A 23,393-nucleotide genomic window follows, 5' to 3' on the forward strand; every position below is an offset into this window, starting at 1 on the left:
CAACACATTGAATACTTGACCCGACATTGACCTGATTGATCACCTCGCCAGCATCCTTGGCCAACGCTACCCCGCCGCCCGCCTGTTCCACACAGGTCACCATCTTGTTGATCGCGGCAGTCACCCCTTGCTGGATGGTTTTGGTCACTTGCTCAATTTCACTGGCGGCTTTACGTGACTGCTCAGCCAGCGTACGCACCTCATTGGCGACCACGGCAAAACCGCGCCCATGCTCGCCTGCATGTGCGGCCTCGATTGAAGCATTAATCGCCAGTAGATTGGTCTGAGCGGCAATCTTGCGGATCGCCTCGACAATGGTGCCGATCTGTTGCGAGCAGCGCCCCAGATCGCTGACCACGTCAGAAGTCTGCCGGGCAGCCACTTCTACCTGCTGCATCCCCTGCACCGCCTGCTGAACAATCACGGCCCCCTGGGCGGCGGTTTTATCGGTACCCAGCGAAAGATGATGCACGTTACGCACCATTTCCTCTTCATGCTGCTGTTGGAACGTCTGCCGGGTGATGTCCTGGGCGATTTTCACCACCTTCAGTACCCGCCCCTCGTTATCAATGATTGGGTTGTAGCTGGCCTCCAGCCACACACGCTCCCCGCGCCGGTTGATGCGTTCGAAACGTCCGGTCACAAACTCCCCCCGTGCCAGCCGTTGCCAGTGCTGATAATAGCCGTCAGAGTCGGCAAATTCCGGCGTACACAGTATGCTGTGCGCCTGGCCGCGTGCTTCCTCCAACCGATAGCCCATCAGATCGAGCATATTGGCGTTGGCATCCAGGATAATGCCCGTGGGCGAAAAAGTGATCATCGCCATTGAGCGGTTCAACGCGGTTAACAAACTCTGATGCTCCTGGGCCTGAGTAATACGGCTGGTCACCTCGCTGGCAATCTTGATGATCTCCATCACCTCACCGTGTTTATTTAACACCGGGGTGTAAGTGCCTTGCAGCCAGACGGCTTCGCCATCCTTGCGGATACGGCGAATATTATCGGTAATGGCCTCGCCGCTATTTAATCTCTGCCAATGGCGCTGATATGCCGGGCTGGCGACATAGCTGGGATCGCAGAAAATACGATGGTGCTGGCCAACCACGTCCTGACGCTCGAACCCCATCGTTTGCAAGAACAGATCGTTGGCACGTAATACGGTGCCGTCGGGTTTAAATACGATCATTGCTACCGCATCTTCAATGGCACCTAATTCGGCACGCCACGGGCTATTGGACTGACGGAGGTTTAAAAACATCGGGTAATTCCTTCTGGCAGATGAGTTAACAGCTAGGACCCTGTATTTTTTCTGTATCTTTTGCTCACCAACAAGCGCGATTTCCCTGAAAATGGCGCACGACAATGCTCCAGATGAACTGGATAAAAAACCTTATTTCGTTAGGTTATTATTGATTTTTTACCTGATAATAAATGTCAGTATTTATTATCAGTATTGAGGATAACGCAAGCCGGGCAGAATGAAAGGAACGACAGAATAAATAGTCGTTGCCGGTGTGGGTACCGGCAACGATCGAGCGATTACTGCCAGCGTTCGGCAGCCCAAGCGGCCTGCTGCTCGGCATCAAGGAAGGTCCAGGCCACAAAGCGGCTGATCTTCTGCCCCTGTGCCATTTCAATGGTGCGCACCTCAGCGGCTCCGGCCTGCTTGAGCGCATAATAAATAGCGGGCAGCGTGGTGTTTTTCGAGATCAGTGAAGTGAACCACAGGCAGTTCTTCGCTTTGCCGACGCTCTCTTCCACCATCTTGCGCACAAAGGCTTCTTCGCCTCCTTCGCACCACAGTTCGTTGTTCTTGCCTCCAAAGTTCTGCACCGGCTTTTCCGCCACTTCCCCTTTGCCCAACTTATGCAGCTTGAGGCGGGTGCTGGCGCGTGCTTCCTGCTCTGAACCGTGGAACGGCGGGTTACACAAGGTCGCGTCGAAGCGCTCGGCAACGCCGATAATGCCCTCGAAGATACACTCCAGCCGTTTTTGCTGGCGCAGACGCACGGTATTTTTTAACGTCGGGTTCATCGCCACGATCATCTTGGCAGCCCCCAACGAGACCGGATCGGTTTCCGAGCCGGTAAAGCGCCAGCCATATTCGCGCTGGCCGATAATAGGGTAAATACAGTTGGCCCCCACGCCGATGTCCAGGATCGCCACGCCTTTACCACGCGGGATCTCGCCACCGTTGCTGGTCGCCAATAAATCGGCCAGGTGATGCAGATAATCGGCACGCCCCGGGATCGGCGGGCAAAGATAGTCGGCCGGGATATCCCAATGTTCGATGCCGTAAAAATGTTGCAGCAAGGCACGGTTGAGCATTTTCACGGCAGCAGGATCGGCAAAATCTACCGAAATATCGCCCCAGGAGTTCGGTTTCACAAAGGGTTCCAACCCCGGACAGGTAGCGATCAAGGCAGGGAAGTCATAGCGTGAGCGATGGCGATTGCGCGGATGCAGGCCGCTTTTCTGCTGCGGGAAGCTTTTCTTTTTTTCCACCGTGAAGGGCTCTCTGAAAGGGTTTTCTGGCGCGTAAGATAGCATAAAGGCTGACTCGGCGCTTGCGACAGTTAAGTAGCGCCCCTCACCCTAACCCTCTCCCCAAGGAGAGGGGACCGATCGTGCCACCACTTGACTCCTGTGGCTGACTTCAGCACCGAATCGGCTCCCTCTCCCTGTGGGAGAGGGTTGGGGTGAGGGGAAATAGCCATTGCCGAACACTATAGCTGGCTGCGCTGTGCCCAATAGGCCAACAGATGCAGGCTGGCAGAATAGTAATCCTCATCGGGTGCCAGACGATCGGTTAACGGTCCTCGATCCCCTACCGCCAAATCCCTGACAGACCTCATCCCTTTGTTTTGACTATAGTCGGAGCGTTGTCCGCTCAGCACATCCAGCCAGGCAGGCGTCGCCCGGCGATCGTAACTGCGCCAGAAGGTCGCGAAGGGGCTCATCGACAGGCTGTCGGCCTTATCCCAATAGAGATAGAGCGGAACCCGCACCGCATCAAAACCAAAACGCGGTGCCCAGTCGCTGGCCGGAGCCATCTGCCCACTGGCCCGTAACGTGACCCAGTCACTGGGCAGATGCTGTTTGCCAAAGCGCATTCTGCTGACCATGATCATGCTATCGTCGATAAGTTTTTTCCAGACCGGGGAATGGCTCTCTAGGTAAAATGCGTGCCAAGCGGGGAAGACAAAATAAGAAGGGTTTACCGTCACCGAACCGGTCTGGGTGAACCCGCTAGCGCCAGGCAACATCACCCGATAACCGGCGTAGTCGATCACGGTGTGTTTGAGCAAGGCCTGCTGTATTTGCGCCGAACTGGTCAGGTAGGCCGGAACATGCCAACGCTTCCCGGCCTCCAGCAACGCCCAGGCGATAAAAATATCACCATCGGAGGCATTGTTCTTATCCGCAATGGGCTGCGCTTTGCCCGGCTCATAGCGCCAGGAAAACAGGCCGATATCCTGGCGATATAAGGTGTTGCGGGTCCATTGCCAGAGTTTTTCAAACGCGGGGCGATCGTTATTATAGACCGCCAGGCGCATGGCAAACCCCTGCCCTTCGGTATGGCTGACATTGTTATTACCGGTATCGACAATCCGCCCATCAGCTAATAGAAAACGCTGTTTGTATTGCGCCCAGCCGCTATCTGCGGCCTGGGTACCGAAGGAAAATACCAACCCCAGCCAAAGCAGGACTATGCGGAGCTTACCGAACCTGCTTTTCGCCATGATGCTTACCTTCGCTGCTCGTTTCTGTAGCAAAATACCAGCGTGTTTTCCTTGGCCGGGCTGCGCCAGCGCAAGGATACATGAGGTTCACCGCCCTGAGCCAACAGCCAGGTGTCATAGGCCCCCTCCATCACCGTGGCAAAAGAGAGTGCCCAGGCGTCTTCGTTGGCCGGATCGGCGCTGTGCGGGTAAGCATAATGAGTCAGGATCAGCTGTTCGCCATTCGCCTCAATCTGCACCCTGCCCCAGTCAAATTGCAGCAGCAGAGCATTAAGGGCATCCTCCAACTCTCCCACCGTTTCCGCCTCCGGTAACGGCAGTTTCTTCGCCAGGTTGCTGCCCATCAAACGCAGAAAATCCCGGCTGTCCGTATCATCGGCCGAAGCCAGAATGCCGGAGAACACCACTTCAATCAGATCCTGCCAACCCGCCTTAAACTGACGTTGGCGATAATAATCAAGCTCATACGAGGTATTAGCCATATCTTGCATGGTTATTTTCCATCTAACAGATATTTAAAATAGAGCAAAGCCGTGCTCTCGGAATAGCTGCCGAAAGTGTCATAACCCAACTGCCCCCCAACCAACACGCTTGGCGTGACCTTATAGGTCCCCCCCGCCTTCAGGCTGTAGCCAATACCACTCTTGTCCTCGCTGGCATATTTGGCTTCAGCACCGTAACCCTGGCTGACCAGGTTTTCCAACTGTGCCTGGAGCTGTGGATCGTTCGGGTAATACAGGCTTTCCTGATTGTTATAGGTCTGATAACCGACGTTGCCGCTCAGAATATAGGTGAAGTTATCCTGCTTTTTGGTGTATTCCACCGGCAGCGAGATGCTTAGGTAGTCCTGCGGGCTGAAGTATCCCCCTTGACCATAGCTGAAGTAGCTCAGGTTTTTGTCAAAATTCATATAATTGACGTTAACGCCAACCTTCAACTCGCTATCATCATCCTTATAAGGGCGAATATAGGCCCCAATATTGCCGGTAACGCCCTTGTTACGGGCCACATTATCGCCAATGTAATTGTAAATCCCCGCACCGCCGTAGGCACCTACCACGCCATCATCGAATCCCAGGTTCAGGCTGCCGCCGTTTTTGGTTACTGCCCCCCATTTCTTGCCGGTGATCGTATCCTCAGTGCCGACATAAGACAGCAGGCTATCCTTTACCGCCCGGCGTTCAACGGTCAAACCCAGCGTAGAATGCTGGCTGAGCTTTGGTGACCAGGTTACGCCACCTACCACTGAATTAAAGCTGCTGCCCAACGGCGTACTGCCTACGTCCAGCTTGTAGCTGTCACCGGCTAGCGCCAACGCCAGCTCAACCCCGGTATCTTGCTGCTGCCCCGGAGAGTCGGCATAGATATCATTGGGGCCGAAGGTCTTCGGCTGTGTCACCAGGCCAGCCAGCGTCTGCCTTTCGGTAAAGGCCTGATCCTGCGCTACCGTGGCGGCGGCACATTCCGGCGTGGTGGCATCGATTGAACACAGGCTATCGCGAGCAGCATGCAGTTGCTGATAACGCAGTTCGGCGGCTTGTGCAGCGGCAGCCGAGGTCTGTGCAGCCTGTAAAGAGGCCTGCGTCGCCGCCTCAATCGCTCTGGCCTGTTGCAGCGCCCCGGTACCAAAGCGGCTGTTAGCACTGTCGGATGGCGTGCCGGACTTCAGCATCACCGGAGTAACATCAAAACTGAGCCTGCCATTATCGAACGGCATACCAGACAGGGTGATCGGACTGCGCACTTCAGTGATATTGCTCAGGCCATTTTCACCACTGCTGTTATCGCGCAGGGAAATATTCCCCTGCATCCAGGTGGCCGTTTTGTTCTGCACCTCATCGATCATATTGTCGATTTGCTGCAAGGTCGGGTTTTTCGCCACCGCTACCGGCGCACGTGCGTAACCCGGAGCGGCCACCTGCCAAGGCAGCACCTCACCGTAAGCCGAGGAAGAAGTGTCAACGCTCGATGATGTCGTGCTTTGCGCGGCAAACGGGTTATCCGCCAGCCGTAAGCCGCCAATCACTGCCGAGCCGCCACCTGGAGCACCGGTTACGCCATTGACACGGTTTTTCGCCTCACGCAGGAATACCATGGCCTGCGGATAGTTACCATCAGCCTGGGCAACACGTGCCGCCAACAGTAACTGATCCGGCGTTTTAAGCGCGGACAGGCCACGCAACAGCTGTTTGGCCCGATCGACATCGCCTTCAGACAGCGCCACCCCGACGGCACCTTCGCGCGCGCCCTGGTTCAGGCTGTCCCGGCTGAGCAGGTAGTTGTAAACCTGCCCGGCCTCTTTGTTCATGTTGCCAGACTGATAGAGACGCCCCATCGCCAGCATGATATCGGTATTTTGCGGATCGCTCTGTAACGCGCCGATCAGCTTGTCATACGCGGCGCTGTACTGCCCCTGCAAACGCAGTTTATCCGCTTCATTGATTACGCTACCGTTACGCAGTTGGCCAATCTGGCTACTTGAACTGCGCGCCCGCAGCGCCGGGTTATTCAGCCAGGCATCGGCTTCCTGACTGAGTCCGGCCTGATTGAGCACCGCGATCTGGGCCGCATAGTCACCGGCGTTACCTTTAACGCCCAGGCGCATGTTGTCACGCACCAACTGCACCGCCGTTGAGGTATCCCCCACCGTCATCAGATCTTTCGCCAGTGCCCCGAGGGCTGCGGGTTCGACAGGAGGCTTTTGCGCCAACTGCCGCAAGATGACCGCCGCACTGGCCGTATTGCCCTGACGAAGATAGTTCTCTGCACTGGCACGCTGCTGGTTGGCCGACGCCGTGGCAGCCAAAGCCCGCATGCTGCTGTTCTGTCTTGCCGCCGGAATGCGCGCCAGCAAGGTGGAAACATTCAGCCAGTCGTCACGCTCGGAGGCAAACAACGCGGCCGCGTACAGGCTGTCTGGTGAAGCACCGACCTGCATCAACGGGGAGATCAAGGTTTGCGCCTGCAACTCTTGCCCCTGTTTGTTCAGGATGCGCGCCATATCCAGGCGAACCCACACGTTCGAGGGCTGCTTTTCCAGCGCCTGTTGCAGGATCATCATCGCCCGCTGCGGATCGCCATTCTCCATGGCGGCCTCGGCCTGCCTACGCTGAGGATCAACATTCACCCCAACCACCGCCTGCGCAACTTTAGGTCGCTGATCGAGCGGAATAGTTTGCAGTACTTGTGCGGCTTCCGGACCTTTGTCGCGCTGTTGCTGTAACAGATAATACAGCCCTAGCCTGGCATCATTGTTTTGCGGATTTTGCGTCAGCAAGCCACGATACATCTGCTCGGACGCGGTGAAGTCCCCTTTCTTACGTGCCAAGTCGGCTCGGAACAGCGTCACCGCACTGCCTTTGTCCCCGGTGGCCCGGCTCAAAGGGGCACTGATCGCCAAAGCCTCATCCAATTGGCCTGCATTGGCAGCCTGTTTGGCCTTATCCAATGTGGCGTAGAATGCCGCTTCCTGAGCCAAAGATCCCCACTGTGCACTCTGTGGACCGCCCTGTTTTGCCGCCTGGGTAAGGTAGTTTTCTGCCTGTGCGAAGTCGCCGCTGCGCATCGCCGTAAATCCCATGCCCGCCAGCGCATCACCATCATTCGGGTTAGTGGCCAGGATGGTGGCAAACTGGTTCTTGGCGCTGTCCAGATCCCCTTTATTCAGCTCGGAAAAACCCACGCCCTTGGCCGAGCCGGTAATATTCTGCTGAAAATAGGCCGCCACGGCCTTGTCCGCGGGGTGCCGTTGCTGATAAGCATCATACAGCGGCTTATCGGTCGGTTGCGGCGCCAGCCACAGCAGCGCCTGCTTCAGCGCCTGATCCGCTTCGTTATTGTTCGGAGCCATCGCCGCCAGCATATCGATCCCCTCACGGCGGGTCGATTCCTGATAGGTCAACACTTTCCCCAACACCACGCGGGTTTGCGTGTCATTAGGTTGCATCGCCAGCCGCTGCTTGAGGCCGTCAATGGCCTCCTGGCGAACCGCCGGTGAACCTGCCAAGGTGAGGTAATACTCGTTGGCGAGATTATCGATCGGTGTCTTACCATTGAATACCGTCTGATAGGCCGCAGCCGCCTGGGCAAACTCCCCTTTGGCCGCCAACTGCCTGGCTTGCGCCAACAGGTTTTTGGAAACCGACGGAGCGGCTTCGGTGCTGTTCAACGCCTGGAGGCGAGGATCGTTAGGCGCAACGGCGCTCAGCTTTTTGCGCCAGATTTCGGCCTTGGCTTTATCCCCACCTTGCATGGCATACAGGGAAAGCAGATACATCGCCTCGGTGTTGTTTTCGTCGATCAGCAGGACTTTCTGCAACGCCCCCTGGGCCAGCTCATCATGCGATTTGTCATGCCAGTACGCAGCCTGTTGAAACAAGGCTTTCAGCGCCGGGTTATTGTCATCCGCCAGAGCCGACACCGAAAAAATCGTCAGCCCGGCCAGGGAGACCCAATACAGTTTCTTTTTCAGCAATAGGTTCATTGGCGGCTCCTGTCTGACTGCCGGTCGAGACTGGTGTTAATTTTCATCTTCTGCATCTCTCCCCAGGCGTTTGGCGGCATGTTTGCGTAGCAAAATATACAGCCCCAGCCCCAACACCACGGAAATCCCCAACCCGGTCAGGGATAAAAGCACCACATGTTTACTGGCATACCAGATAAAGATCAGATACCAGGGCAGCTCACCGCTCGGGAACTGTTCACCAACCTGGAAACTGCGTACGCCGTTCTGATCGGTGATCACCGCCAGATCGCCACGCACCCCGGCGTTAATCCGGGAGGCTTTCAGATCGCCATAGATCTTGTTCAGCCCCTCATCCGAAGAGGCGCTGGCCACCACGACCACCCGTTGCGGATCCCACGTGGAGCGGAAACTGAAGAACCCGCGCCAATCCGTCAATGAAGAGAGATAGCGATCGGCGTCGATGCCCTGTGTCCGCCAGTTACCTTTCAGGTAGGAGCGCAGTTTTTCCAGCGTAGGCTGCGCCTTCACCGCCAATCCACCGCTATCGTTCAGCACAAAGGGCACCTGCTGTAGCAGCCGCTGATACAGGGCGCTCTGAGCCAAGGAGGCCACGACCAGCACGTCCTTACCCTTGAAATCATCCAGCTCGCTTTCGTTGCCCCGCAGGCCAAAGCGGATATCCATATTGCCAACCGCACTGCCGGTAGCCGCGCCTGAGCGCGCGGTCAGGTTCAACAACGTGCGCACTTCGTTGGCCGTTGGTTTGTCCGCCATTAACAGCACGGTTTGCGAGAAATCCGCCAGCCTGGAGAAGGGGAAAGAAGCGCCAACGAAATAAGACAGGTTCGGCAACTCGGTGAAATGATAGGTCTTGCTCAAATCAATATACGAGTTGGGACTGATATGGCTCTTGAGCGTGTTGCTATCCGCCGGATTACAGGAGGTGCCGTTTTTCGGCACAATAGAGAAATAGAGTTCCAGCATGTTGTCGCCGTAAATCAGATACGGCGGCAGCGCCATGGTGTACTGTTCCTGGCGAATATCACCGCCAAACTGGTGCCACAAAAGCTCCAGCAGCCCGCCCTTGTTCATCGACAGGTTACGCAGGAAAGTTCCGTTCAACGTGGCGCTGAGCTGGGATTTATTCTCATCGATCCAGTTGTCGGTAGGGAAACGGTAATTGATTTGCAGCGGGACGTTTCTGCCATCCCAGATAAACAGATCCGGGGCGGCACGGAAGGCAATGCGCACCGCGTCATGGTAAACGCCGGTGACGGTCAACTCATCATTATTGGCCACCAGCTTATCAAAGCTGACCGGCTTGGTGGTATCGATCCAGCGCGGGGCATCGTAGGGCTTGCTCACGGGAATAGTCACTGGTTTCACCGCCAGCGAGGCGGTTTTTTCCGGTAACGGCTGGCTGACCAGACGATAGGCTGCCTGACGCATCTCGCTGGCGTTACGCCCCATCACCAGCAACAGCTTGTAAACCGGGTTCAGCGGGTTATCAATCATCTGCAGGGTCGGGCCATCGGCCTGTGGCAGCGTCAACTGGCCAATCTGCTCGCCGGGGCGTGCAAAGATAATGCCGTTCTGCTCGGGCAAGCTGCCCTGCAATACCTGGAAGTCCAGGTTATTGTGGCGCGTGACTTTCCCCAGATAAGAGCTGACGATGGCGGCCGCAGCCACCTCTTCCGGCCGTTTGGCTTCGCTGAAGATCACATCGACCAGGGTAGGTTGCATGGCCTGAGGATCGAAGAACGGATTCGGGAAACGGCCAAGATTCGGGCTGATATTCAGCACCTGGTTTTCCAGATGCAAACGGCTGGTTGGCAGCACCTTGAGCCAATACTTATTGGCCGCGCCCTTTTCGCACAGCATGGCCGCATTGCTGCCGTTACCGATGCTGAAACTCAGGTTGTTGTGCGCCACAATCATGGCCGCCGGTATCGGCACCTGCAAACTCACCTTGGTTTCCTGCAATTGGTTCAGCTTCTGGGTGCTCAACGGCTGCCCATTCAGCATCAGTTGCAGTTCGGTATCGGTGCCCAACAGCGCCGGTGAGACTTCGATATCCAGCACCAGATTGCCATCCGTCACCACCCAGTCCGCAGGTAAGGTAAAGGTGAAGCCGGACTGCTGCTGCCAGTTGCTCAACGTCAAACCTGCGGTCTGCCCCATCTCGCTCACGCTGAGTGTGGATGCGACCGACTGGTTGAAGACGGTCACCGGCGGCGTAGCGATATCAAGCGGCGCACTCTGCGTAGCGGGTTGCTCTGAGCTGCCCGGCACGGTACCGACAGGCGGAGTATCGACCGGCCGCGGCAGAGTAGGAAAACCTGGCATCTCGGTGTTATCGCTGGCAAAGGATGGCGCAGGCTGCGGATCGGCCGCTGTCGCCAGACCAGAAAGTCCCATCCCCAACATCAGGCCGCAAGTCAGGGCAATGAACGTAGCTCTGCCTGCTGGCAGCATGGTTTTCACCCGGCTCATAGGGCTTGTTCCTTGTCCTGTTTTATCCCAGGCCGTCTCTGCTCTTGCTTTTTGGCCCGACGATCGCGCCAGGAAAAATAGAACAGCTCGAAAATGCAGCGCAGGACGCCCAGCAACGAACGCAGTGGCCGATCCTGTGGGAAAGGTTTGGTACGGATCCAGGCGTCCGCCCGCGCCAATACTACCCGCACCAGCTCCCGCCGTTTTTCAATCGGCATCTCTTTGAACATCAAACGTGTCACCGACTTGTCGGCATTGATCAGCTCGACCGGGAAACTGACGGCACCGGACTTGAGCGATATTTCTACCTCTTCGATCGGATCGTTGAGGAAGCGCTCATCCGGCGTTTTCAATTTGACCCCGCCCATCGACAGATCCAGGGTTTCGGTGCGCATCGCCGCACCGCTGGCAAAATACAGCACCGCAGGCAAGGCGGCATCGACACGGATGGTTTTTCGCACCTGGCGCGTTTCCCGCGCCACGGCAATGGCAGCCAGCAGGATAATCATACTGAAACTGGCCCAGGCAATATTCAGCCAGATAACCTGCGGGTTTGCTCCATAGTGATCCGGCATCACCAGGCGGATCACGCCCCAGGCGATGCCGATTAACAGCAAGGAGGCGGCGATAATATGCGGCCGGACAATATGGGAGTCGAAATAGTTAACGTCCAGCAATGCGCCTTTATCCGTCACGTTAAACTTGCCATGTTTTGGCGAGATCATCGTCAACAGGGTCGGGATCACCAGATGGAAACACATCACCGTTTCATAGATTTCCCCCCAGAACGAATAGCGATAACGCCCGTTGGCTCTGGAGTTGATATAGATCGACATTACCAGATGCGGCAACACATAGGCGAAAATCAGCCCGGCGGAAGAGGCGATAATGTTAAGGTTGAACAGCAGATAGACCAGCGGTGCCACGCAGAATATCACCCTGGGCAAACCGTACTGGAAATGCAGCATGGCGTTCAGATAGCATAGACGCTGCTGCCAGGTCAGGCCGCGCCCCAGCAAGGGGTTATCCACCCGGAAGATCTGCGTCATACCACGCGCCCAACGGGTACGTTGGATCACATGCAAGCCCAGCCGTTCAGTGGCCAGCCCAGCGGCCAATGGCAACGCCAGGAATGCGGTGTTCCAGCCCCGACGCTGCATTTTCAACGCGGTGTGGGCATCTTCGGTTACCGTTTCAACCGCAAAACCGCCCACCTCTTCCAGCGCAGTACGGCGGATCACCGCACAGGAGCCGCAGAAGAAGGTGGCGTTCCAGTTATCATTGCCCTGCTGTACCGGCCCGTAGAACAGAGCACCTTCGTTAGGGACTTTGCTCGCCTCTGACAGGTTGCGTTCAAACGGGTCCGGGGAATAGAAATAGTGCGGAGTCTGGATCAACGCCAGACGCTCATCCACCAGGAAGCTGCCTACCGTCGCCTGCAAAAAGGCGCGGGTTGCCACGTGATCGCAGTCAAACACGGTGATTAATTCGCCGTGAGTCACTTTCATGGCGTTATTCAGATTACCCGCTTTGGCATGATGGTTATTATTGCGCGTAATATAACCCACACCGGCATCGGCGCAGAATACGGCAAATTCATTGCGTTTGCCGTCATCCAGCACATAGATCTTCATCTTGTCTTTCGGGTAGTCAATACACTGTGCCGCCAGGATGGTATCGCGCACGACGTCCATACTTTCGTTGTAGGTGGGAATATAGACATCTACCGTTGGCCAGAGCGACGTATCGTCGGGCAGCGGTTCAATGGTGCGTTTTAATGACCAGGTGGTCTGAATATAACCAAACAGCAATATCACCAGGGCATAAAGCTCGGTGATAAACAGGGCGATCCCCAGCACCGCTTCCAGGGTACTATTGAAATGCAGGGTTTCTGTGGCGCGCCAGTATATGTAACGTAATGACATCAGGGTCGACAGGACAATCATGACCAGGGTCACTTTTTTGCTTTTGCTTACCCCTAAAATAAACACGATGCCAATACAGATCAGACCAAAAATATACTGATTATCACTACTCATGGGGGTAATGATAATCAACATGATAAAAGGTAAGGCCAACAGCAGTAAGAAATAAAAGAATATTTTATTCATAACTAACCAGACAATCCTTACGAAGAGCCATAAATAGACGTAGTGTGGTGATACGTGCCATCTCCAACGCTAAGTCCTAAAATTACTGCGACCTTTTTGCTGATCTGCTCAATATCAAATGCGGCGGCCGACACCGGGCTGATATCCATGATCGCCCGTTGTGATGCGTTGGCCTCAGGGACACACTCATCGCGGTGGATGGTACCCAACAGTTTGTCTTGCAAACGCTGTTCGAAGAATTGCGTCACGTCCCTGCTCAACGTACGCCGCATGTCGCTCTGGTTTACCACGTAATACTCGCCGACCTCTTTACTGGCAGGCGCACTCATAAACTTATGCTGCTCAATATTGGGCAATAAGCTGAGCGAGGCGGTATCGGCCAGTAACACCATGATGCGCATGTCCGCAGCGGACTGCATCGCCTGCACTGCCGCGTTACGCCCCGGCGGCATATCAGCAATCACTACCATGCCAGGAATTTTCAGCACCGCACTCAAGCCACGCTGAATAAACATCGGCTCATTGAGCAGATTGTCATCGAACTGAATGCGCTGCTCATCGGTCACGTCGCCGTAAGGCAAAACAAACAGGTTCGGCCCGACCTTAAGAATGAACTGGCTCCAATCGGATAAACTCGCCGACTGGGCAACAAAACCCCGGTTATCGGAAATAGGCACACCAAAATGCAGCCTTAGCGCATTCTGTGTATCGAAGTCGACAACCAAAACCTTACTGCCGCTACGGGCTAATGCATAAGCCAGGTTAGCAGTAACCGTGGTTTTCCCTACCCCTCCTTTCGGAGAACAAACGCAGACTAACGGCATGAGGCAATAGACTCTAAAAGTGGTTTGAGTAATGTATTACGGCCCGCATCCATGACCTCACCGGTGGAAGATGCTTTCTTGCTGAACATTTGTTTAAAACGTTGGCTCTCTGGCTGCGGGGCAGACGGCAGAACGCTGGCGGGGGAATTAAAATGGTTTCCCTGGGCAGGAGCTGCGCGCGGGCTTTCCGGCTGAGCGCTTTTGCTGAGCGTAGGCCCCACTGGCGGCGCAAAACGTTCAAAATTATGCGTCATGTGACCAGGCAAGGCACTATTATCCGCTGTCACCGTCTTGGCTTGCACAGGCGGCTCAAAATCTAAAGGCGTACTGGCAGCGAGATCCGAACTATTGATCGGCGTTGGTTGCGAGCCGCTGGCTGGAAGAGCACCCTGGCCTGCTACCTGATCAACAATAGACCAGCGGTGCAGAGCAGACGCCGTTTCCTCGCGAGGAAATTCTTTATAATCAATATCTTTCAGATTGGTCTTATCTTTAAATCCTTGGACATCATCATATTTGCTCATAATCCAGACCTATAAGATTACACTTCGCACCGTATGAATACATACAAATCACGAATGTTAATTAACGTGATCTATATCTATAACCCAAATACATAATAGAAACACGTCTATGTATTTTAAGCGCTTCTCTTCTTACTGGTTTAGATAGAGTAGCTTACAAGTCCTTTTTTACAACCAAGACGGAGTATACCCCCGCCATCAATGGAAAGTCATACGAGACCCCAAAGCTGATGAACTGAGTGTAATCTACTTCTTTAAAGTTATACACCTGAGTTTTAAACGTTTTTACCCTGACGTGACGTATGTACTACTAGCCCACGCCAAAATTTAAGTGGTTAATAATATATAGTTAGTTATTTAAGATTTTTTTTACTAAAAATAGCCAACACAACAGTGATAAATACCAGGTGCGAGTGTATTCGCCCCTGGCCGTAGGAAATGATAAGCCAGATTAACGTAATCTGATCAATCCTTGATCCAACGTCTCCACCTGGCCGGTAGCTACCAGGCAGCAGGCAACCTGCCGGGCAATAGGCTGGGGAATGGCAACCTCACCGGCCAGACAACGTTCAGTCCAGCGTGCTGTCGTTACGGCATCCTTGGCGCTGGGAACCTCAGCCAACGCATCCTGTTCTGGCCGCTCCAGCAAAATCTGCTGCTCACCGCCAACGATATAGTGAATTTTTGGACAACGTAGCGGGTTGACATAAACCTCTCCCTCGGTGCCATGCATCAACAATCCCCGTGCACCAATCTGGCAGAAAAATGAGGCAACACGCTCGACGTATTCCGGGTGAGAAACGCTGGCAATGCGCAGCACGTCATGGTCACCAAACGGCGTCGCCAATTTTGCCAGCGTGTGGGCACTGTTACGCACCCCCATCTTCCAGCGCAGGCCAAGCTGGTGTTCCAAAGCGGACGAAAGCGCCGACACCGGGATAAACACCGGTTCTCCGTTATCCAAACGCTGCTGGGCAGCCATAGGATCTTCAGACCAGGGCACCCCAAGCTCACGGAAAATCTCTGCGCTAGTAATACGCGTGCTATCGTTCAATACGCCGTGAACCACGACCGGCAGCCCTACCCTGGCCAACAGCAGCGCCAGCAATGGCGTCAGGTTGGCCTGTTTACGGGCACCGTTGTAACTGGGTAATACCACCGGCATCGGGCGGGCCTGTGGAGGTTGCAGCCGCATCACCTGTTGTTGCATCGCCTGATAGAAGCCAAGCATCTCTTCTTCGGCCTCACCCTTGATACGCATAGCGATCAGGATGGCCCCCAGCTCCAGTGCTGGCACGGCATCGGCCAGCATTGCCTGATAGAGCTCAAAAGCCGTTTGTCGATCCAGATCGCGCGCATGGTTCTTGCCACGGCCTATTTCTTTGATAATGGTGCTGTAATCCATCGCTCGCTCCGTGGATAAGGTTTGCGTTAAGCATACCTTACCTTATCTACGGCGGCGCTCAACCTCCGTTGCTAGCCGTTGTTGGCTATCGTCACCGCCTCGTAGACCTTCGATCACGCCGTCAATATCCACAGCGCTGCGGTTCTGGCTCATTTTCCATTTCCCTTCACGCCGGGTGACGGCGATTTCGATACCGATAATGCCTTGGATATTGGCGGCAATATAATCCGCTGGCGCATCATCAAGCTGCCAGGGCTGTGGCTGATTACCTTCATGCACCGCTGTCTGTTGTGTCAGCAACTGGCGCAGCCAGGCGCTATCTTGCGTGACCGTTGGCGTGCCCCACATCTGTACGGCGGCGTAATCCCAGGTAGGCACCGCTTTGCCGGTACGCCGCTTGGTTTCATACCATCCTGGCGAGATATAGCCTTCGGCCCCCTGAAATACCACCAGGCACTCTTGCCCCGCTTGCAGCACCGACCAATGCGGATTGCCCCGTGACAGATGCGCCCTGAGCGTCACCTCCCCCTGCTCATCGCGGTCAATCAGAAAGGGGAGCGGATCCGCCATCAGCCCTTGTGGCCCCTGGCTAACGATCAGCCCCAGCGGGTTAGCTCGCACCAAGGCAATCTGGGCGTCTACATCGTCTTCACGGAATGACTCTACCTGATACATAGCTCACGTTTTCCTAATTGATGAGGCTCGCTGGGTATAGAGATTTACCCGACATAGCGGATTAAGATAGTATCTGTAAACATACAATGGAATGATGTATTCCCCGTCAAGCATGGAATGTAAAAATGGAAATTTATATCGCTGTGGCTGCGATCGCCGTGGTGCTGATCTGGGCCGTAATGACCTACAACCGTTTTATCTCGCTGCGCCGTTTCAAAGACGAAGCCTGGAGCGGTATAGCGGTACAACTCAAGCGTCGCCACGATCTTATCCCTAACCTGTTAAGCCTGGTTAAGCGCTACGCTCAGCATGAGAAAGAGTTGTTTGAAACCCTCTCAAATCAGCGCAGCGATCTGGTTGGCAACACCCGCCAAATTGCCGAGAACGAGCGTGAGTTCTCAGGAGCCTTGGGCCGCATTTTTGCGCTGGCAGAAGCCTACCCGGAACTGAAAGCCAACGAGAACTTCCTTTCCCTGCAACAATCCCTCGCCGAGATTGAAGAGCAGCTACAAATGGCACGCCGCTACTTCAACGGCACGGTGCGCGATTTCAATATTCTGGTGGAGTCGTTCCCAAGCTTACTGCTGGCCCACCTGTTTAATTTTAAAACGGAAGCTTTCTTCGAACTTGAGGATCCCGCGGATGCCCAAGTTCCACGGATGGATTAACACCATGCATGCATTATCTGGCTGGGTAGTACGCGTTCTATGGCTGGTATCACTAGTGGTGACGGGGGCCGCACAGGCCACGGTTGACGATGTCCCCGTTGATATTGCCGTGCCCGTTGCCGCAGCAGTTCCCGACAATGAAGCACCAGCACCAAGATCTCCCCGTTTGGTGCGGGCTTATGAACATATTCTCTCGTTCGATACCCATGCGCGTTTTAATGCGGATGGCAGCATGGAGATGCGGGAAAACATCAAGGTGCTGTCTTTAGGGCAAGAGATACGCCGTGGGATTTTCCGCACCCTGCCGCTGACCTGGAACCGCCAGGATGGCAAAATTTTCAGCGTGGATTATCAGGTCAAACAGGTGTTACGTGACGGCATTGCCGAGCCGTTCAGCCTGGATAAAACAGCGAAAACGCTGACCGTGCGTATCGGTAGCGCCGATCATATCCTGCAACCGGCGATCTATAACTATGAGATCCGCTATCAGGTCAGCAACCACTTCAGCCGCTTCCCGGAGTGGGACGAACTCTATTGGAACGTCACGGGGAACGATTGGGCCTACCCGATCGCCAAAGCCAGTTTTCAGCTGGAACTGCCGAACGCCAGCAACTCGTTGAATAGCGAAGGTAAAGATACTCGCCTGCGCACTATTGATGTTTATACCGGAGAACGAGGTGCCAAAGAGCACAATGCCCGGATCCTGCCCAATGGCAGCATACAAACCACGCAGCCGCTCGACCAGGGTGAAGGCCTGACCGTCGTCTACACCTGGCCACGAGATATTCTGGCCGGTGCCGCCGCCCCGCAAGCCTCCTCACCGCTGGTGCACCTGCTAGTACCCACGCTGGCAACCAGTGCGCTCTGGATACCGGTGCTGCTGCTCATGGCCTATTGCCTGTGGTGGTGGCGTAAGAACGTGACTAATACCGGGTTGAAGATGCCTCCCGTTGTGCCGCTGTATGCGATGCCGACCAACCTATCACCCGGCTATCTACGGTTTATTACCCAACGTAAATATGACGACGTGGCCTTCAGCAGCGATCTGTTGGATCTGGTCGCCAAACGCGGCGCGGCGATTACGCTCAAAGCCAGCAAATCCGCCAGCCCGTGGTTCTCCAAATTTCAATCGGCAGATCAACAATGGTTATCGTATCAAGCCGAAGACTCAAACAAGCGGTTAACCACCGGCGACAGGCAGTTGCTGGGCCTGTTATTTAGCCGCGCTCGCAAAAACATCAACCTGAGCCTGGCCTATCAGCGGCCAATGCAAAATGCCCGAAAATGGTTGGAAAAACGCTGCGAAGACCAGCGTGAGAAATTATTCAGCAAGTGGGGTAAACCGGTACGCCGCGCCGTGTATATCATGCTGTTAATACCGTTGATCTGCGGGATATTGTTTAATCCCGGTGCGGCGGCAATCACCATCCCGGCCATGATATTCCTGTTGATCGGCCTCACACTGCTGTCTTTACCGCTGAGATTGTTATTAAACCCGAAAAAAACCTGGAATACCTGGGGCTTCATCCCTCTGGTTATATCACTGATATTTGGCCCATTTTCCACCTTTGCCAGCGGCCTTTTCATGTTCGCCATGTTGCCCCTGACCCAATTTCCAGCCGGGTATATTGGCGCGCTGCTGGTCGCCATTCTGTTATGCCTCACCTTTGGCTGGATGATCCCGCGCTACACTCAGCGGGGACTGAATGATCTGGCCACGGCGCGTGGGTTAAAACTGTACCTTGGCACCGCCGAGAGGAATCGCTACCAGGCTCTGTACCCACCCGATCAACTGGTGGCTCACTTTGAGAGCTTGCTACCGGCGGCGCTAGCGCTCGGCGTAGGCAAGACCTGGGCCAATACCTTTGCCGAGTATCTGAGCCAATCCGGTGCCATGTCGGAAGCCTTTGCCGACGCAGACTGGAAGCGCGTGGATCGTTTTAGCCATTCCTGTATTGCCTCGTCGATGGCAACACCTAGCAGCAGTTCGAGCTCTGGCTCGAGTTCATCGAGTTCCAGCTCTAGTGGCTCGGGTTCGTCTGGCGGCGGTTCATCGGGAGGAGGTTCCGGTGGCGGCGGTGGTGGTGGCTGGTAGATCCGCTAACTAGGACAACAACACGATATTGATGTAAGGCGCACTGGCTGAGTCGCCAGTGTCGCCTTTGAGGCGCAGCTATAGCTTATTTTCGGCTGTCGAAAATAAGCTTGCATGCCAGCCCAGCAAATACGCTGCCCAGCAGATAGTTGGGCCAGCGAACATTGAATTGCCGGCCAGTAAAACGACTCTTTAAACCGTTAACCATCAAGATAACGGCCCCATTAATCACCAGACCAATCACATTCAAAATCGTTGCCAATATCAGCATCTGTACCACTATGGAACCGGCCTGTAGATTGATAAACTGCGGGAACAACGCCAGTACAAACAGCGCCATTTTGGGATTAAGCAGATTGGTCAACAATCCCTGCCGGAAAATCCGTTTGGCAGACATATTCTGCAAGCCGTTTGCCGCCTGCAGTTTGCTCCCCGAGCGCAGCGTTTTCCAAGCAAGATATAGTAGATAGGCAGCCCCTAGCAGACGTACCGCATCATAGGCCAGCGGTACAGCGACAAACAGCTGGGAAAGACCCAAAGCCGCTGCCAACGCGTGGCAATAGGTCCCCAGTTGTATCCCTGCCAGCGAAGCAAAACCAGCACCTCGCCCCTGACTTAAACTACGGGAGGCGATCAACAACATATCTGGGCCTGGAGTAACCGTCAGCGCCAAACAGGCACCGGCAAACAGCAGCAACGTAGAAACTTCGACCATATCTCACCCGATGCGGTTGTAACTTCAAGGCACAATAGTAACCCACCCGTGGTTTTTTACCACGGCAGCTAGCCCACCCAGCGTGGCCAGCATGCCCCATTGCGCACTGCTGGCGGGGGCATGGAAATCGACTAGCGGCAGTAACATCACCGTACCTACCATAACCTGGATCAGGGCAATCAGATGTGGAGGTGTCCCCTTCAGCCGTTTAGTAATCAGCGCCAGCAGGGCATAGAAAAAGGCTGCACCAAGCGACAACACGATGCCCCACAGATAATGACTGCTTCCCGTCGATACATTGGGTTGTGCCAAAACCACCAACACCATGCCGGAAAATGCCAGTAGTAGCCAAAATAACTTGCTGGCAGTGAGTTTTTCTCCCAAAAACAATGCCCCCAATCCCACCAGCATAAATGGCTGGGTATTGTAGACAGCGGTAGCGATGGAGATGGAGGCATAAGAATAAGCGGCAAACAGCAATAACCAATTCACCACCAAGGCAACACCTCCGGCCGTGGCCAGCAACAACACCGCAAGCGATAGCCGGTCACGGCGTAATTGCCCTAACAGGCCACAAACCACCAGCAATACCAGAGTGCCAACTGCGCAACGCCAGAACACTACGTTAACCACCGGCTGCCCGGACATCAGTACAAACCAGCCTATGCTGCCGGAGATCAACATGGCTGCCACCATTTCCAGCGAACCGCGTTTTATCTCTGTATTCATGGCAGACTCCTGGTAAAAAAATCGGGTATTCACTGGTTTGAAGCCAGCGAGGTATTGCGGCATTGCGCTCCTATCCCAAAGGGATCTCGCTAGACTCAACCGCCAACGTTACGTCATAGCTTGTGATTTTTTCGCAAAACTTTCCATGGAGAAAAATAGGAAGAAAAACCTAATTACATTTATATTTAAGGTTAAATGTGGTTTTTACCTAACGGAGATATTATGGATGCGATTGATCGCCAGATCCTGATCATTTTGGCCGGTGATGCGCGGATTTCATTGAAGGCTTTAAGCGCCCAGGTCGGTCTTTCCTCCCCTAGCACTGCCGAACGATTACGGCGCCTGGAGGAAAATGGGGTTATTGAGCGCTACACGCTTAAGGTCAGCCTACAGGCTCTGGGTTACAGCTTTCAGTCGCTGGTGCGCATCAAGCCGTTGCCCGGAATGTTGAAAAAAGTGGAGCTCATGCTGCAGGAGATCCCGGAAGTGATCGAGTGCGATAAGGTCACGGGAGAAGACTGCTTTATCGCCCGCCTGGTATCGCACTCGATGGAACAGCTTGATCAGGCTTTGGATAAACTGGCCGAACGCGCGCAGTGCAACACCTCCATCGTGAAAACCACACCGGTGAAACGCCGTTTGCCCCCGCTGCTTTAATCAGCGGGCACGGCGGCGAGCGAACGGGTTTTTGCGTTTTTTCTCTTTTTTGGCGGCCTCTGCCGCAGATTTCAACGCCGCCTTATGGGCCTTGTCTGCTTCCGGCACTTCGCGCTGTTCGATCGGGAATACCGGCAGCGCCGCCAGCAGCCGCGAACCGTAACTCTTGGTCAACAGGCGACGATCGTAGATCACGATTTCACCGTGACACTCGTTGCTGCGGATCAGGCGACCCACCTGTTGGATCAGGTTAAACGATGCGCTTGGCAGGCTCTGCACCTCAAACGGGTAACGATTGAGGGATTTCAGCCACTCGCCCTCGGTGAGGATCACCGGACTGTCAATCGGCGGGAAAGCGATCTTGTGAATATGTACCTGGGTCAGCAATTCGCCTTTCAGGTCCAGCCCTTCGGCAAATGACTGTAACCCGATCAGCACGCTGGCCGTGCCCTTTTCCACCCGCTTGCGGTGTTCTTCCACCAGGCGGTAACGTGGCTGATCGCCCTGCACCAGTAGCATCAGACGCAGATCGGTGACATAGCTGAGGAAGGTTTGCATCGCACGATGGCTGCTGAACAGGATCAACATCCCTTTATGCTGGCCGCTGGCCTGCTCGCCACGGAAAAAGCGCGCCATTTCTTCCAGATGCTCGGCCTCATTGGCCATTGCCGGTTCAAAACGCATCTTGGGAATGACAATTTTCCCCTGTTCGACGTGATTAAACGGCGAAGTCAGCGTTTCAAAGCGATCGCCCGCTTTCTCACTCAACCCGCTCATCTCTTGCAGCCGGGAAAAGCTGTTCAAGGAACGCAACGTTGCCGAGGTGATCACCACGTGCGGCACCTTGCGCCATAGCAGTTTTTCCAACTGATCGCTGACGCGGATGCCCACGCAATGCAGATAAAGATGGGTAACGTTATCGCGCAGCTCACGCGCAATCCATTTGGAAATTGGCGCATTGGAGGATTTTTCCATCGCCGCCAGCCGCCAGAGCTTACTCATCGCCTCCAGATAGCCCAGCGTGCGACTCATCTGGATGATGGTACGATGCAGCCGCACGATATCGTGCTTGCCGGTCTGCTCGCTGAGATCGTTAACAATAAATTCGGCCAGGCCGCGCAGACCGTCCGTCAATTTAAACAGACGTGCGCAGATCTCTACCATTTCGGCCGGAAGTTCGCCCATTTCGAAGCGATATTCGGCATTGCTACTGTCCGGCGGCAGATAGCCGTTGGCCAGATGCTCAAAAATCTGGATCAGCTCACGCAGTTCTTCGCAGTGGTTTTTTAACCGCTCGCTATTGGCTAACCCTGGCGGGTTCTTTGGCCGGTACTGAGTCATGCACAGTTCTACCTGACGCACGATCATATCCAGTTGCAGATTGGTCGATAACGCGGTGATCTCACCGTCGATTTCCAACGCATCCCGCGCTACCTCTGGCAGATGATGGCCTTCATCAAGCACCAACAGTAGCTCCTTCGGGTTCGGCAATACCGACTCGGTTTCCAGGGCTGCCATCACCAACGCATGGTTGGCCACCACGACGTCGGCGGTTTCGATCTCTTTACGGGCGATATAGAACGGACATTCGCGAATATAGTGGCAGTTGCGCCCCAGGCAGTTAGCCTTGTCGGTGCTCAGCTTGCCCCATAAGGGATCGGTTATCGATAGCTGGTAGTGATCGCGCAGGCCATCCCATTCATGACGCGCCAGGGCTTTCGCCAGCTTTTGGCACAGCGCCTGCTCTTCACCATTGGACGGTGCCAGTTCGTCTTCGTCCAGGTACAGCATCAGATCGCCCTGTTCGACCACGTCGGTACTCATCGCCGCCAGGTTGCGCGGACAAACATAGCGCCCACGGCCAAACGCACCGGTGAATTTCAGATCGGGAATGATCTTTTTCAACAGCGGTAAATCTTTGCTGTAGATCTGATCCTGCAACGCCACGTTGGCGGTGCTGACCACCAGCGGTTTGCTTTCGGCACGGCCGACGGCAATACCCGGGATCAGGTACGAAAGCGTTTTACCCACGCCGGTTGGCGCTTCGATCGCCAGATGGCGAGGGTAATCTCCAGCCAGGGTCTTCGCCACTTCGGCAATCATCTGCCGCTGAGGGGCACGGGAAATAAAATCCGGTATTTGCTGCTGCAGGGCTTTGTACCATTGGCCGATCTGATCTTTAACTGCGGGGGAAAGCGCCATTCAACTCTTATCTAAACGAAATGATGGCGCTATTGTCCCACAGACCGTCGGCGGCGTCAGCCCGAGTTACGGTCGGCTCGCCAACAT

Annotated in this window: 16 protein-coding genes and 1 pseudogene; 3 read left to right on the plus strand and 14 right to left on the minus strand. The window is 54.9% G+C overall.

Annotated features, from left to right (window positions below; genetic code table 11):
* The 11 genes from U869_RS0119105 to U869_RS0119155 all read right to left on the minus strand — a co-directional run.
* The coding region (locus tag U869_RS0119105) for a PAS domain-containing methyl-accepting chemotaxis protein (protein WP_025120934.1) at nt 1-1,258 on the minus strand (1,258 nt) is incomplete at its 3' end.
* Nucleotides 1,259-1,539: 281 nt separating this feature from the next.
* Nucleotides 1,540-2,505 (minus strand): 23S rRNA (adenine(1618)-N(6))-methyltransferase RlmF, encoded by a 966-nt coding sequence (gene rlmF / locus U869_RS0119110; protein ID WP_198530680.1) that lies wholly within the window; start codon nt 2,503-2,505, stop codon nt 1,540-1,542.
* Between the two features lie 221 nt (nt 2,506-2,726).
* Nucleotides 2,727-3,743, minus strand: coding sequence for a glycosyl hydrolase family 8 (locus U869_RS0119115; protein ID WP_025120936.1), 1,017 nt, complete (start codon nt 3,741-3,743; stop codon nt 2,727-2,729).
* Nucleotides 3,744-3,748: 5 nt separating this feature from the next.
* Nucleotides 3,749-4,234, minus strand: coding sequence for a cellulose biosynthesis protein BcsD (gene bcsD, locus U869_RS0119120; protein WP_025120937.1), 486 nt, complete (start codon nt 4,232-4,234; stop codon nt 3,749-3,751).
* A gap of 2 nt (nt 4,235-4,236) precedes the next feature.
* Nucleotides 4,237-8,226 (minus strand): cellulose biosynthesis protein BcsC, encoded by a 3,990-nt coding sequence (locus U869_RS0119125; protein WP_025120938.1) that lies wholly within the window; start codon nt 8,224-8,226, stop codon nt 4,237-4,239.
* A gap of 36 nt (nt 8,227-8,262) precedes the next feature.
* Nucleotides 8,263-10,701, minus strand: coding sequence for a cellulose biosynthesis cyclic di-GMP-binding regulatory protein BcsB (gene bcsB / locus U869_RS0119130; protein WP_037408572.1), 2,439 nt, complete (start codon nt 10,699-10,701; stop codon nt 8,263-8,265).
* The gene (gene bcsA, locus U869_RS0119135) at nt 10,698-12,812 is read right to left on the minus strand and encodes a UDP-forming cellulose synthase catalytic subunit (protein ID WP_051588659.1); all 2,115 of its coding nucleotides are present in this window, start codon (nt 12,810-12,812) and stop codon (nt 10,698-10,700) included. The genes bcsB and bcsA overlap by 4 nt, the downstream gene beginning before the upstream one ends.
* 17 nt (nt 12,813-12,829) lie before the next feature.
* Nucleotides 12,830-13,636 (minus strand): cellulose biosynthesis protein BcsQ, encoded by an 807-nt coding sequence (gene bcsQ / locus U869_RS0119140; RefSeq protein ID WP_025120939.1) that lies wholly within the window; start codon nt 13,634-13,636, stop codon nt 12,830-12,832.
* Nucleotides 13,627-14,160: a cellulose biosynthesis protein BcsO gene (bcsO, locus tag U869_RS0119145; RefSeq protein ID WP_025120940.1), complete on the minus strand. Its 534-nt coding sequence runs from the start codon at nt 14,158-14,160 to the stop codon at nt 13,627-13,629. Before bcsO ends, bcsQ begins: the two co-directional genes overlap by 10 nt.
* A 451-nt stretch (nt 14,161-14,611) precedes the next feature.
* Complete coding sequence (gene ybiB / locus U869_RS0119150) at nt 14,612-15,565, minus strand: DNA-binding protein YbiB (RefSeq protein WP_025120941.1); 954 nt, start codon at nt 15,563-15,565, stop codon at nt 14,612-14,614.
* Nucleotides 15,566-15,607: 42 nt separating this feature from the next.
* The gene (locus tag U869_RS0119155) at nt 15,608-16,240 is read right to left on the minus strand and encodes an FMN-binding negative transcriptional regulator (RefSeq protein ID WP_029987574.1); all 633 of its coding nucleotides are present in this window, start codon (nt 16,238-16,240) and stop codon (nt 15,608-15,610) included.
* Between the two features lie 125 nt (nt 16,241-16,365).
* On the opposite strand from U869_RS0119155, the gene U869_RS0119160 reads away from it, so the two are divergent.
* Both U869_RS0119160 and U869_RS0119165 read left to right on the plus strand, forming a co-directional pair.
* Complete coding sequence (locus tag U869_RS0119160; RefSeq protein ID WP_025120944.1) at nt 16,366-16,908, plus strand: LemA family protein; 543 nt, start codon at nt 16,366-16,368, stop codon at nt 16,906-16,908.
* A gap of 4 nt (nt 16,909-16,912) precedes the next feature.
* Complete coding sequence (locus U869_RS0119165; RefSeq protein ID WP_025120945.1) at nt 16,913-19,003, plus strand: DUF2207 domain-containing protein; 2,091 nt, start codon at nt 16,913-16,915, stop codon at nt 19,001-19,003.
* A gap of 85 nt (nt 19,004-19,088) precedes the next feature.
* Here U869_RS0119165 and U869_RS0119170 read toward each other — a convergent pair whose 3' ends face one another.
* Together U869_RS0119170 and U869_RS0119175 are read right to left on the minus strand one after the other, a co-directional pair.
* Complete coding sequence (locus U869_RS0119170) at nt 19,089-19,718, minus strand: LysE family translocator (RefSeq protein ID WP_025120946.1); 630 nt, start codon at nt 19,716-19,718, stop codon at nt 19,089-19,091.
* 69 nt (nt 19,719-19,787) lie between these two features.
* A pseudogene (locus U869_RS0119175) lies at nt 19,788-20,447 on the minus strand (DMT family transporter); the annotation flags it as partial.
* A 222-nt stretch (nt 20,448-20,669) separates the two neighbouring features.
* Between U869_RS0119175 and U869_RS0119180 the strand changes: the two are divergent.
* Nucleotides 20,670-21,104: an Lrp/AsnC family transcriptional regulator gene (locus tag U869_RS0119180; protein WP_025120947.1), complete on the plus strand. Its 435-nt coding sequence runs from the start codon at nt 20,670-20,672 to the stop codon at nt 21,102-21,104.
* On the opposite strand, the gene dinG is transcribed toward U869_RS0119180, so the two are convergent.
* Nucleotides 21,105-23,306, minus strand: a complete 2,202-nt coding sequence (dinG, locus tag U869_RS0119185) for an ATP-dependent DNA helicase DinG (protein ID WP_025120948.1) — start codon at nt 23,304-23,306, stop codon at nt 21,105-21,107. It abuts the gene before it with no gap.
* Between the last annotated feature and the right edge of the window lie 87 nt (nt 23,307-23,393).

This window comes from Serratia sp. H1w (assembly GCF_000633355.1).
In the GTDB taxonomy this organism is placed as follows: Bacteria; Pseudomonadota; Gammaproteobacteria; order Enterobacterales; family Enterobacteriaceae; genus Chania.

Excerpts from the sequence above, each read along its gene's own strand:
- U869_RS0119115 (WP_025120936.1), bottom strand. The coding sequence starts at position 3,743 with ATGGCGAAAAGCAGGTTCGGTAAGCTCCGCATAGTCCTGCTTTGGCTG.
- bcsD (WP_025120937.1), bottom strand. The coding sequence starts at position 4,234 with ATGCAAGATATGGCTAATACCTCGTATGAGCTTGATTATTATCGCCAA.
- U869_RS0119125 (WP_025120938.1), bottom strand. The coding sequence starts at position 8,226 with ATGAACCTATTGCTGAAAAAGAAACTGTATTGGGTCTCCCTGGCCGGG.
- bcsB (WP_037408572.1), bottom strand. The coding sequence starts at position 10,701 with ATGAGCCGGGTGAAAACCATGCTGCCAGCAGGCAGAGCTACGTTCATT.
- bcsA (WP_051588659.1), bottom strand. The coding sequence starts at position 12,812 with ATGAATAAAATATTCTTTTATTTCTTACTGCTGTTGGCCTTACCTTTT.
- bcsQ (WP_025120939.1), bottom strand. The coding sequence starts at position 13,636 with ATGCCGTTAGTCTGCGTTTGTTCTCCGAAAGGAGGGGTAGGGAAAACC.
- bcsO (WP_025120940.1), bottom strand. The coding sequence starts at position 14,160 with ATGAGCAAATATGATGATGTCCAAGGATTTAAAGATAAGACCAATCTG.
- ybiB (WP_025120941.1), bottom strand. The coding sequence starts at position 15,565 with ATGGATTACAGCACCATTATCAAAGAAATAGGCCGTGGCAAGAACCAT.
- U869_RS0119155 (WP_029987574.1), bottom strand. The coding sequence starts at position 16,240 with ATGTATCAGGTAGAGTCATTCCGTGAAGACGATGTAGACGCCCAGATT.
- U869_RS0119160 (WP_025120944.1), top strand. The coding sequence starts at position 16,366 with ATGGAAATTTATATCGCTGTGGCTGCGATCGCCGTGGTGCTGATCTGG.
- U869_RS0119165 (WP_025120945.1), top strand. The coding sequence starts at position 16,913 with ATGCATGCATTATCTGGCTGGGTAGTACGCGTTCTATGGCTGGTATCA.
- U869_RS0119170 (WP_025120946.1), bottom strand. The coding sequence starts at position 19,718 with ATGGTCGAAGTTTCTACGTTGCTGCTGTTTGCCGGTGCCTGTTTGGCG.
- U869_RS0119180 (WP_025120947.1), top strand. The coding sequence starts at position 20,670 with ATGGATGCGATTGATCGCCAGATCCTGATCATTTTGGCCGGTGATGCG.
- dinG (WP_025120948.1), bottom strand. The coding sequence starts at position 23,306 with ATGGCGCTTTCCCCCGCAGTTAAAGATCAGATCGGCCAATGGTACAAA.